Source organism: Caballeronia temeraria (assembly GCF_001544795.2).
In the GTDB taxonomy this organism is placed as follows: Bacteria; Pseudomonadota; Gammaproteobacteria; order Burkholderiales; family Burkholderiaceae; genus Caballeronia; species Caballeronia temeraria.
In genome coordinates this window covers 1-11,928 of the sequence record NZ_FCOI02000006.1, presented here as the reverse complement: position 1 = coordinate 11,928, position 11,928 = coordinate 1, and the positions used below count along the sequence as shown (strand labels likewise).

The 11,928-nt window shown below is 55.6% G+C and carries 9 protein-coding genes and 1 pseudogene; 4 read left to right on the top strand and 6 right to left on the bottom strand.

What is annotated here, in order from left to right; all coding sequences use genetic code 11:
* Positions 1-163: 163 nt before the first annotated feature.
* Positions 164-472 carry a hypothetical protein gene (locus AWB76_RS10990; protein ID WP_074171320.1) on the top strand — a complete coding sequence of 103 codons (309 nt, stop codon included), beginning with the start codon at positions 164-166 and terminating at the stop codon, positions 470-472.
* A 141-nt stretch (positions 473-613) separates the two neighbouring features.
* On the opposite strand, the gene AWB76_RS10985 is transcribed toward AWB76_RS10990, so the two are convergent.
* Both AWB76_RS10985 and AWB76_RS10980 read right to left on the bottom strand, forming a co-directional pair.
* Positions 614-1,993 (bottom strand): hypothetical protein, encoded by a 1,380-nt coding sequence (locus AWB76_RS10985; protein ID WP_063936326.1) that lies wholly within the window; start codon positions 1,991-1,993, stop codon positions 614-616.
* A gap of 134 nt (positions 1,994-2,127) precedes the next feature.
* Entirely contained in the window at positions 2,128-2,535 is a 408-nt protein-coding gene (locus AWB76_RS10980) for a hypothetical protein (RefSeq protein WP_061160203.1), read from the bottom strand.
* Positions 2,536-3,657: 1,122 nt separating this feature from the next.
* Here AWB76_RS10980 and AWB76_RS10975 point away from each other — a divergent pair.
* Positions 3,658-4,065: a RusA family crossover junction endodeoxyribonuclease gene (locus AWB76_RS10975; protein ID WP_061160202.1), complete on the top strand. Its 408-nt coding sequence runs from the start codon at positions 3,658-3,660 to the stop codon at positions 4,063-4,065.
* The gene (locus tag AWB76_RS10970; protein WP_157696095.1) at positions 4,062-4,754 is read left to right on the top strand and encodes a hypothetical protein; all 693 of its coding nucleotides are present in this window, start codon (positions 4,062-4,064) and stop codon (positions 4,752-4,754) included. The genes AWB76_RS10975 and AWB76_RS10970 overlap by 4 nt, the downstream gene beginning before the upstream one ends.
* 381 nt (positions 4,755-5,135) lie before the next feature.
* On the opposite strand, the gene AWB76_RS10965 is transcribed toward AWB76_RS10970, so the two are convergent.
* Positions 5,136-5,951, bottom strand: a complete 816-nt coding sequence (locus AWB76_RS10965; protein ID WP_061160200.1) for a nucleotide-binding protein — start codon at positions 5,949-5,951, stop codon at positions 5,136-5,138.
* Positions 5,952-6,376: 425 nt separating this feature from the next.
* Here AWB76_RS10965 and AWB76_RS10960 point away from each other — a divergent pair, with 425 nt between their 5' ends.
* Positions 6,377-9,514, top strand: a complete 3,138-nt coding sequence (locus tag AWB76_RS10960) for a metallophosphoesterase (protein ID WP_074171319.1) — start codon at positions 6,377-6,379, stop codon at positions 9,512-9,514.
* A 34-nt stretch (positions 9,515-9,548) separates the two neighbouring features.
* On the opposite strand, the gene AWB76_RS39040 is transcribed toward AWB76_RS10960, so the two are convergent.
* From AWB76_RS39040 to AWB76_RS10950, 3 genes and pseudogenes are all read right to left on the bottom strand, one after another.
* Positions 9,549-10,127: an IS5 family transposase gene (locus AWB76_RS39040; protein ID WP_244173305.1), complete on the bottom strand. Its 579-nt coding sequence runs from the start codon at positions 10,125-10,127 to the stop codon at positions 9,549-9,551.
* A 44-nt stretch (positions 10,128-10,171) separates the two neighbouring features.
* A pseudogene (locus AWB76_RS42085) lies at positions 10,172-10,309 on the bottom strand (transposase); the annotation flags it as partial.
* Between the two features lie 347 nt (positions 10,310-10,656).
* Positions 10,657-11,682 (bottom strand): IS110 family RNA-guided transposase, encoded by a 1,026-nt coding sequence (locus AWB76_RS10950; RefSeq protein WP_061160198.1) that lies wholly within the window; start codon positions 11,680-11,682, stop codon positions 10,657-10,659.
* Positions 11,683-11,928: the final 246 nt, after the last annotated feature.

Genomic DNA, 11,928 nt, shown 5'->3' with positions numbered 1-11,928 from the left:
GAAAAAGGTTTCTGCTGATACAGCGTCGGCGCCGCTTGCGCGCTCGTGTGAGCCTGGCATTGCTTACCCTCTAGAGCTAAGCCCGTTACATGCCCCGCATGCTTCCTTGACTTCTCGAATGGCTGGATACGCTGGTCTCAATGGATCAGGAGATGCACAGCGTATGAAGTCAATCGTAGCAAACCGAAACAATCAAGGACCGGCGACTTCACCCGGCATGCTGAAGCGGACGTCCCTGGAAGCGGATCGTGAACTCGCTCATATCCGGAAAGTGGTGACGGCCGTACGGGCAACATCCGTTCCGTTGCCGATCAACGTTCGTTACTGGAGGGCGCGTCTGCACGAGCTTCGCATCGCCTATGCGTTACTTCCCGTTCAAGTTGCCCGGCTGTCCGCGCTTGAGCTCGACGTCGAGAATATCGCACAAGAACAGGTGGACGTCGGCACGAGCGACGATCGCCGCGTGGCGTAGAGAGTCGGCCAGTAAGCGGTCTGCGACTAACGCGATTCTTACGCGTCAACTCGACAACTCGGTATTCGCGCGAAGCCCGCCGCGCAGCGCGAATCCGATCGTCCGAGCCCCGCACCCACGGACAGGGCCGAGACGGCGCTGCTAGAGCAGAACCGCCTGTTGCAGTAACTCCAAGGCTTTGAGCTCGTCCAAGCGACCGGTGCGTGCCTTGCCGGCGAGCGTCTTCAGGAGCGCCTCTGCGATAGGCGCGATCCCATCGAGACCGTCCAAGTTGGTCGCGGAAGTGGAGGAGGGTGACGTGTCTGTAGGCGAGGACATTGCAACCGCGGGCTGCAACGCCACCGGTGCAGGAACGGCTGCTGGCGTGTGGCTTTCGATACGTTCTATGGGGCTGTCGGCGCGTGTTGCAACGGCACTGCTGACGGTCTCGTGCTGAGCGCTGGCAACGCTGTCGCCGTCTCCCGCCGTATCATCTGGCGATGGCTCGGCGTGCGGATCGCTCGAAGTGCTAGACAGCGCTCGATCGATCTCGCTCGTCGCAGCGGCTGCGACCCGTGTGTCCTCATACGCCGCTGCAGCTGTGGGCGCCGGTGCTTGGCCAGGCACGCGCACGCGTGATGCGGGCGCGAGCAACTGCGCAACCGACTCGGGAATGTCGGCTTCAGTGCGAGGTGTGTCGAGCCAGCCCGTGGGCAGGCCAAGCCCCGCGGTGAAGCGCTCGGCTTCAGCGTCATCCATGCGCTTTTTACCGTGGAGTCGGTGCGCCATATTCGATCCGCTAAGACCCAAGACCGCGCCGAGCTTGACCTTCGAACCGTTGCGTTTGGTGAGAACGTGAAGGTTGGCCTGCCTGATGCGCTCTACGGTCGCACCGCCGTTTGGCTGGGCCTGCTTCCGCTCGGCCGCTTGATGCGACCGGTGCGACTTCGGCGAATCTTCTGCTCTTGCAGCTTGACCGCTTGTCTGCGCAGGAGCCTTTTGGGCACGGGTCTTGGCCGCGCCCGGCGCTTGCGTTGAACTCTTAGACGGCATTGTCGTATCCTTGGACAAACTGCTGACAAGCAGCGATGGCTTCTGCGCACTGGGAGGGAAGGGTGCTTTCTCGACGTCACCTTCATCGCTGATCTCGTCCGTATGGACGAACTCGAGCGGCGCCTTCAGACGCGCGATTGCCTCCGGCGAGAGGACCGGATAATGTTGGTCGAAAAAGCCGGAAGGTAGTCCAAGCGTCGTTTCCATGTGGAAGGCGGTCTCGGGCGTAAATCGCTCTCCGCGCATCAGTTCAGCGATCCGGGTCAAGCTGGAGTCGAGCGCCAACGCGATATTCTCCGCGCCGACCGCATCGATGAGGAATTTCAACGAACGGGTTTTGATAATGGACGCCTGCGCGGCTCCGCCATCAGTCGCTCCTAAAGGAGGTTGACCTCGCGCTGCGCGATTCGGATTCGACAGGTGATGAGGTTGGCGCCGACTGTTTGGCTTGCCCCGATATCCCGCATTCGGTCCGCGGGTTTGACTCATAGGAGAACTCCGGTGCAATGCGTGATTTCCGCTTTCCATTATATCGGCCGCCTTCTCAAGTGAACGACTTTCGCCGCGCGCGCGTAATGTACGGTAAGGGATGGCGCGTTCGCCATTTCACGAACCGATTGCGGTCAGTGGCGCGACGCTGTGGACATGAGCGGCGAGGCGCGCCCGCTGGCGGCAAAGCGTTTGAGCCGGTCTCGTGCACCAACATGAACGTACCTTGGCGCGCTCGCTAATTGGCGGTCTGCCTGTTGCAGCACTGCTTCGAACATCGGCAGGTCGGCCGCCTCGAGTGCCCATAGTCGCTCGTCTTCAGCGCGTTGCAAGCCCCGCTCCAGAGCCGCTTCAGCTCGCGCATAAATGATTACATCCGTGTCACCGTAGCCGGCATCTTGAACAAAGAACGTGCCGTAGACCAGTTGAATGAGCTCGTTAAAAAGATGCGCGGATCCGGCGCCGGCGCGACAGGCGGCGAACGTCAAGTGATTCGACAGCGCGACGGTCTGCACCGCTGACGAAGGCAAGGGCAGCAACATGTCTTTACTGAGCGGTTTGCGAGACAGCGATCGAGCAGCTTGCAAGCGAGGGCGGCGAGATGACATCAGCGAAGAAGGAACGGGAGTTTGCTCAACGGGTGCGGCAAAATGATAACAGGCTAGGGGCGCGTCGTTGTGGCGCGCGCCTCGTTGGGGCGCGGGCGGACCGGCCATTTGTACGTCGGTGAACGCAAGGGCATTTCCATATCAACATCGCTCTCCTCTTCGCCATCGCCGCGGTCGGCGCAGAGTTGCTTGGAACGTCGGCAGGCCGGGCGCGCGACCGCTGTGAACGGAACCGAGAGAAACGACGGAGGGCGGCAATTCTCCATATTCGGCCTTTGCGGACGTTGACGTGTGCGCGCAGATGTGATCGCTATCGAACGCGGAGCGGCCGCGCCATGAAAGCCAAAGTTAAGCGGCGGCGATTTGCGTCAACGATTGCGTATTGCCAACCCACAGTTCACGAGTCGTGTCTTCAGGCCGCGACGTGCGTTCATCGAGTTGAAGGCGTGGCGGGCAGAGGAATATCCTCGGTTGCCGACTGACCGTAACGGGCGTAGAGCAACAGAGCAAGAGCTGTCCGAGGGGAAGGGGAAACTGCGGTCCTGAGCCGATAGAAGGATAGTTTTGTGCCGGACATTCGGCTCAAATAATCACTGCTTTGTGCGATTCGCGCTGCCGGACGCGACTGATGCTTTTTGCTTGTCTCTCGACAAACTCGTGTGATTTTGTGTTGATCTCATCGCACGATCGGTTGCCACATTACTTGTCAGGGGATTTATAGCGACCGAAAGACCCTTCCGGGCGGAAAATGTTGTTGCTAATACGAAGCATCCGACTACCCGCCCTACCTGATTGTTTCCTAAATCAATCGTATGCCAGGGCTCTTGCCTGACGTTTCTCGTAATTTACCCTGCAGCGCCCGTTCCGAACCTTCAAACAAGTTTTAACAGAATGTCGACTGAAATCCGGCGCATTTCTCCCACGTCCATGCGCGACTTCGGACTTCCTTTAGCTATGCGTGGTCGCTTCGACCATTCCCGGTTGCGCCGCCTCCCATGCGATGGCATGATCAGCCAGTTCTTCACTTTGTGCTACGGACGAATCTAGTGTCGCTCGATGCTGCCGTTTGAGTTCACCATCAAGGGTCCGCCGCTCTCTGCCCAGACCCACAACCGGGTGAGACTTAGAGAATGGAAGGATCAAGTTCGACGGGCTGCAGCAGCCAGGGTCCCGGGCGGGATGCAACCGGTAAAAGCGCCCGTCAAGATCACGGTAACATATTATTATTCGGGCAAAACGCCCGATGTGGATAATATCGGTAAGCCCATTCAAGACGCATTGAACGGGCTCGTCTTCGTCGATGATTCGCAATGTCACGAAACTAAATCTCGAAAGCGTGCGCTCGATGGCTCCTATCAAATTATGGGTGCATCAGCTCCGCTTCTCATCGCATTTTCGGAAGGAGTTGAATTCCTGCATATTCGTGTCGAGGAGTGCCCTCACGATGGAGTGCTCGATAAATGAATCATAAATCCAGTAACCGTGAGCGGCAACGCATTCGCGATATAGCGGATGAATACTCGAAGAAAGGTTATCGGGCTACTGTCCCTCGAGCCTCATCCGATTTGCCGGAATTTCTTCGGGCAGAAGGATATCTGCCTGATCTCATCTTGGTGTCAGACCACGATGGTTTGATCGTGAGTATTAAATCATCTGAGAGCTTGCGTTCAGATGCCGAGTTAGCAAGAATCTCGGACATGATTAACGCGCAAGAAGGCTGGCAATTCCTCTTCATCCTCTCTAACCCGCGTTCACGCCATTTACCTATAGTTGGTAGGAAGAGCGCTTCTAGATGGCGCGAATACCTAGAGAAGTCTCGCTATTCGGTTTTACAGGAACCCGAGCTTGTCGACGCTGCTCTGCTATTCGCTTGGGCTTCGCTCGAGGCCATCGTCAGAGAAACATTGCAACGAGACGAGACAAGAGGAAGGGAAGAGAGCTTTGAGTCTCCCCTGTCTCAGATGCGTGACGCAGTGATCCTCGGACTACTTAGTCGAGACGCTCTCCCCAGATTGGAGAGTATCTGGCAGATTAGGACGTGCATTGTGCACGCTGTGGATGGGCCACCGGCATCAATAGCGGATGTCAACTTTCTGCAGGACCGAGTGCGAGAAGTCAACGAGTTGGTTGAGTCAAACCGCACTCAAGACTGATAGTTCGACGGTACTAAGGTCGAAGAGGCAAATGTCTTGGAGCGCCATTGGTGGGGAAATGAACCGCCAATGACCGCAAGCGGCAATGCAGCCTCCGCTCGACGCCTGCCCGGCGAGCGTCTGCAAAGGCCGACGCTCGCACGGCGGTCATTCGGCAGACGTCGGCCAAGTGCAGACGGTGTCCCCCACCATGGACCGGACGTTCGAACGACTGCTCCGGTTCCATGGAACGGCCTCGGCCGCCGACTGCGCGTGCGGCGAAACGTCGGCGCCGACTGCCAGCCGGTACACGCTTGCTTGATGCATCTAAGCAGGGCTCTAGGTGTCGGACGAGCATTCATTGGCCGGCAGAGCTCGTCGGTATCTGTCGCCTGCACGCGATTACGACTCGTTGGACGTCTGCACGCGTTCCCAGACAAACGGTCCGGCATCAACGGTAACGTCTCGCCCGAAACCGCACCATTTCCCTGTCAACGTCCTTCCATTCGGGCTGATGACTAGTTGAAAAGGTCCAAAGTAGGAAGCGCCAGCGTCAGGATGCCCCCACATCCCAGTGATGAAACTGCCGCGGTGTATCTTACCGGTCAAATCGTAGCGTTCGCCGTTCGATTCGAATGCCGTTCGGATTGTGTCTCCTACATGGATAACGTCAGCCTCAAATTCATTCTGCGCTGGATAGCTCTCTCGAGTAAAACCCCACATTCCGCGCCAGGAACCACTAAGATTCGTGTATCCGGCCAACGGCTTCGTTAGTTTCGCGATCGCTTGCTTCACTAGAGTGCTCGCAGTCCCAAGAGCCGCAAAGAGGTTGCCACCATGACCACCCGGAAAATACTTTGCGGCAGTTAGACCCAGAAGATCTGTGGGAAGGTGGAACTCGTCATCAGACGGTACAACAAAGAAGACCCGATCTTGGCCAAGCAAACCGGCAAAAAGTCCAAACTCAAGCAGCACATTGTCTCGAGCCGTTTTGTGTTCCTCCTTTCGCAGTTTAGTAAGATCGTCGGGTGAAAGGATGAACAGCGCGAAGTCGCACGCTTTGGCAGTCTGGATCAAGCTTGCGAGTGTATTCTTGGAGAGATCGAATACACCTTGCGACCAGAGTACCGAATCAACGGTGTACGACAGGTTGTGTTGCATTGCCTCGGCGACGGGAAGCCCTTCGACGGAAGAGCCAATAAACATGAGCGGCTTCATATTTCCATTCTGAATTCTGTGGCTCGCTATCTTAGCGCACCATCGGACAGAGTCCCAGCGACCGTTGACCCCTCGCGTTGACCAGGTGGCCCCGTCTTTATAAAGCGCGCCGGTGATCGTTAAGTGGAGCGGCTCACGAATGAAGTTTGTGTAGAGCGAGGCTCGTATGCGCCGGCGTCAATTCGAGGGCGGAAGGCCCAAAGCGATACTCAGGTGTTGCAGGAACCTGTTTCGCTAAAGTTTCCGGAAAGTCTGCCGTTATTGAACTCTTGCCTTGGCTCGACGGACATGACTTCAAGACCAGATCTAAGGCTGTAATATGCACCGCAGAGATAACATTCTCTTGCAAAAGATCGAATTTCGTGCCAACACCCTGTCTGTGTGTGAGCAAACGCTGCTCGCAGTCGCAAAAAAAGAACCCACAAATGCAACCGATAAGAATTCTTCACCTCTCGGACCTTCACTTGATGAATGGTCTTTATGCGGATCAGCGTGTCGTCTTGGACGCGCTATTTGCCGACCTACGAGATCTCAAAACTGCCTCTGGGCCAATTGACCTGATATTTTTCACCGGCGATCTTGTTGGGAAGGGCGCGTTCCCTATGGAAACGCTTGAATCCCTCGAAGAAAGGTTCTTCACGCCATTACTTGCAAGTGCAGGCACCGATGCGTCGGCTGTCTTTATTGTTCCGGGCAATCACGACGTCGAACAGTCGAAGCGCAGCGCTATAGCGAAGCTAGCGATTGACGGCTTGAAGACTGTCGATGATGTCAATAGAACTCTCGACGACCCGTTCAGCGTTTTGGCACTCTCTGCCCCATTCGAAGGTTTCAGAGGTATTCGTGATAAGTTCGTCAAAGCGTCGAGGGCCGTGTCGAATGGCCTTTTCGAGTCCTACGAGCTGGATGTTCGTGGGAAGAAAATGGGGATTGCGGCTCTTAATTCCGCCTGGTGCGCCACGGGGCGATCTGAGAACGCTGACTATGGCAAGTTGCTGGTAGGAGGGCGTCAAGTCGAGCAACTGGCGCGCAGCTTAAGTCACTGCGACATGAAGTTTGCGCTGCTGCACCATCCGTTTCCTTGGCTAGCGGAGTTCGACCAATCGGCCGTCCAACGCAAGGTTTACGACGAGTTCGACGCAGTCTTCTTTGGACACAACCATCATGGCGACGTTCTGCAGCTTGCCAGACCGTCAGGGAAGATTTTCGTCAGTAACGCAGGGTGCCTATACCAAGGTCGCGGCTACTTCAACTCGTATTCGATCATTGAAGTGTCCGCAGATATATCCGAATGGACCGTGTCTGTGCGCGAGTATTTCGACGAGCGCGCTAAATTCGGCTCCAGCGACCGGTTCGCCGCGGGCGGCCGCCAAACGTTCAATATGGCCGGCTCGCAGGCGCCCGATCAGTTGAACGCTCTGCCGTCAGAAGAGTATTTGACCGCTGTCAGCGAAGCCGCCAACAGTCATCTTTTGTCTTCGACGATCTCCGAGGTCGCTCCAAAGAACCTCGCTCAGCTATTCGTCGTTCCTCCTTTACACTCGGTTTCGGAGAGACAGCTTGGCGCAAATGGGTCCGATACGCCGAAAAGCGAGCCGCTGCAATTGAGCCAGCTCCTATCCGGCGACTCAAACGTCATTTTCGTGGGGGCGAAAGAGTCTGGAAAGACGACGCTGCTCACGTACATCTGTACTCAAGAGAATGGACTTGCAGCCAACAATCCCACGACGATCAGCGCTTATGTCAACCTCCATGCACTGACAAAGCAGACCAAGGCGGCCATTCTCCAAGCTATCGTTGGCTTCTCGAACGGTTCCTATCCTCGCTCGCACTTCGTCCGACTTCTCGAGCTCGGCCGGATGACACTGTGCCTAGACAATTTAGACCTGTCGGACTCGAAGCTTGTTGGACTAGTCGAGGACTTCTTTAAGCAGTATCCCAACAATAAATACTACATTACCATACTCGAAACCGTTCAGACATCGCTGGCGGGCGCATCCATTCCCGCACTGATAGACAAGCAGCTTGTCGCGTATGTCCATTCCTTTGGTCGGAAGCAGGCGCGTGAGCTGATGCACCGTTGGTTTCAGGGAAGCGACGCCAAGTCGACAGACGAGATCGACAATATCCTCGCGTCTCTCAAGAGATTGAACATCCCACGCACTCCGTTTTTGATATCGATCTTTCTCTGGGTCCACGAGAGGAATATCGCGTTTGATCCCGTAAATCACGCGGAAGTCCTCGATACACTGATCGACGGGATGCTGGACAAGTTTCACGAATCCAAGTCCCGGAGCAGGCTAGATTCGACTGCGAAACGGCATTTTCTTAGCGACTTAGCGTTCTACATGTATCAACTTGAACGGGATTATGTAACATCTAACGAACTGGAGATGTTCACAGCGTCGTACTTCAAGAACAAGCTTTTGACTGCAGCTGGCGCGCCTTTTATCGAAGAGCTTGTGCGCAAGGGCGTTCTTCACGACATTGAGGATGCGGTCTACTTCAAGTTTGACTGTTTGCGGGCCTTCTTCCTTTCAACGCGGCTTCAGGAATCACAGGCTTTCTTTCGAGACGCTTTTACGGCAGAAAGGCTGCTGACTCTCGGCCAGGAGATCGATTACTTCACGGGAAAGCAGCGCGGTCGGGATGACGCATTGCGTGCTGCCCTAGTAATACTCGACGAATACTATAAGCCGATACGGCTGGACTTAGACTTGTCGGTATTCGAGAAAATCGATGCCAAGGAACTTCCTATCACTGTTCAACAACGCGATGATCTAAAGGGGGAGCTGTTTCCGCCGAGGCTATCGGACGAGCACCGTGAAGAGATGCTTGATGAGGCGGATGCACAGACAGTACTGGTCCCTGAACGTCGGCCAACCCTAACCGTGCGCAAGGCGCCAGGCACCGTACCTGACTTCATCTCGGCGCTCCAAATCACGTCAGCGATCTTGCGCAACTCAGAACTCATCGATGACGGAGACCTGAAGCGCTCAGCTTATCGCCGTATCGCCCATTACTGGTGTGAGATCTTACTGATGGCAATCTTCTCGGTCGAGCTGCGACACGACAACGAAGCGTTCGTTGAGATCAAGAAGATCATGCCAATGTTCGATGAACAGACATTCGACTATTTGTTGAAACTCGTGGTGCCGAACGTGATTGGAAGCATAATGTTCGAGTATCTTGGCACGAACCAGTTGGAAGTAGTCTTGAAAGAACACGCCGAAGGGTCGCAGTATGCAATCGAACGCCTAGTGAGCACCATGCTGCAAATCGACTTGTCCGTTCCCGGTTATCTAGACGCGGTGGAGAAGCTGTCCAAGGACGAAAAAACCAACAAGTTCACAAAATCGATCTTGTTCATGAAGCTTCTCGAAAAGTATATGTTCAAGTCGATGCCTTCAGCAGAGGCAGAAAGACTGAGAAAGCTCGTTGGCAACATCTTCGTTTCGCAACGCGCGGGAGGTGGAAACAGACTCAATTTGGCTCATAGAGATCAACTCATCTCCGCAATGGACCAAAACCGTAGAACCAATTTAAAGGCGGTTGAGCAGTGACCGGCCCGACCTCAACTGAAGCTAAGAGACGGATTCAAAAAGGCTGCCCCGTCCGTCTGAAGATGTTCCAGCAGACGAGGGAGCAACCGAGTTTTAGAAATGCTTCGTTAATGTCGGCGCGATGTTCGAAGCGAATACGAAGGCGACGGAAGTTGTGAAGCCACGCATGAGTACGTTCGACAACCCATCGGAATTTGCCCAGACCACTCCCGTGCTCTGTCCGGCGCTTGGCAATCACCGGGTTGATGCCGCGCTTGCGAAGCTTCTGACGATGTGTCTCGGAGTCATAGCCACGGTCTGCGTAGATGACTTTGGGCTTCTGAAGAGGTCGGCCACGTACGCCGCGTATCGGTGGAATGGCGTCAACGAGTGGCAGCAATTGGGTGACGTCGTTGCGATTCGCGCCTGTCAGGATCGCGCTAACTGGAACGCCGTTGGCGTCTACCAAGATGTGGTGCTTGGAACCTGGTCGCGCACGATCCGTGGGGTTCGGGCCAGTTTTTCGCCCGCCCCAACGGCTCGCACAGATGAAGAGTCGACAGCTGCTCGCGAGAAGTCCAGTTCGCCTGCCTCGCGTAACTTCGCCAGCAGTAGTTCGTGCAATCGCTTCCACACACCCGCCTTCTGCCAGTCGCGCAATCGTCTCCAGCAGGTTGAGCCCGAGCCAAATCCTAATTTTGTCGACAGGTCGCGCCAGCGAATACCGGTCTTGAGCACGAACAGGATGCCGTTCAGTGCAGCCCTGTTCGCAACCGGCAACCGTCCCGGATACTTCTTGCGCCGTGGTTTTGGCATCGGCAGCAATGGCTCGATCAGTGCCCACAGTTCGTCCTCAACAATCGGCGCGCCCATCCTTGGCTCCAGTTGTTCAGATGGCCAAAGGTTAATCTATGGTCACCCCCGTTTTTGCAACCGCGATCTTGATGGGTGGATGGCTTGCACAAATCTATCCGGCGTCGTTGTGAGGAATAGTCCTCGCGCCACGATGAGAATCGCGCCTGACGGTCCTGATAACAGGGGCAGCTTCTAAAAGCTGGTTAACCTTCCAGGGTGTCCGTCAGGCCGTTTGGCCGTTCACGTCATCACTTATCAGCAGTCGCAAAACCTGATGGGTCGACTCTAAAGTTGCGACCTTACGTCCGTCACGCGGCGGCAACGGATGCTTGTCGCTCGAATACCGTGTCATGGCTCACCAGCGCCCACGCAACTCGCGCAAGCTTACTGGCGAGCGCACAAGCAACCACGCTCGAATGGCGTCGCGCCAGCATTGCGCGAGTCCAGTCGGCGATCCGACCATGTTGTTTGTCCAGGCGCAGCATGAATGCTCGAGCACACTGGACCAGCAAGTGACGGATATTCTTGTCACCGCGCTTGGATATTCCGAGCAGGTTTGACTTTCCCCCTGTGCTGTATTGCCTCGGCACTAGTCCGACCGACGCCGAGAAGTCGCGACTGCACCGATATTGTTTGCCATCACCGAGTTCCGAGGCGAGCAGACTTGCCGTGATAGGTCCGACACCGGGGATGGTCAACAGACGCTGACCGATCGGATCATCGGCGAGTTGACGTTCGATTTCCTTCTCGATATCGCGTATCTGCTCGGAAAGGTATTTGAAGTGCGCATGCAGCTGCTCAAATATCGTTACGAGACGCGGCGGCAGTGGGTGCTCGGCCAGTACTGAAGGAAGGCGTTTCACAACGGCATGACCCACCGGCAGACTAATTCCGAACTCTAGAAGAAATCCGTGCATCTGGTTGGTGGTACGCACTCTATCGCGGACGAAAGCCTGGCGAACCCGATGGAGTGCCAGAAGAGTTTGCTGCGATTCCGTCTTCGGTGTTACGAATCGCATCGAAGGTCGCGACGCAGCTTCGCAAATCGCCTCGGCATCAACGAAGTCATTCTTGTTGCTCTTGACGAACGGACGCACGAAGTGCGGTGAGATCAGCTTTACGATATGTCCGAACGCGCCGATCTTGCGTGCCATCCAATGTGCGCCGGCGCAAGCTTCCATCACGACGGTACAAGGGTGAAACGTGGCAAAGAACTCGAGCAGCTGCTTGCGCGAAGACTTCTTGCAAAACACAGCTTTGGCAACGCGGTCTTGGCCATGAACATGAAAAGAATGTTTGCCCAGATCAATTCCAATCATCGTGACGCTTTGCATGACAATGGCCTCCCGTGGAAAGTACCAAGCAGCCTACCCCCAAAGTGGGGGCGGAGGTGGGGGTGACCATCCACTACAGCTTGCCGAAAAGGTTAAGGAACCTCTGCAAAACCCCAGCTCATAGTGACGTTGAGGAGTACTATTAGCAAATCAACGACTTGGGGGCATAACGATGACGCAACTTCATCTCGGCTTGGACCTCTCAACCAAACGCACGCGTAAGCGGGAGTTTCTGGACGAGATGAG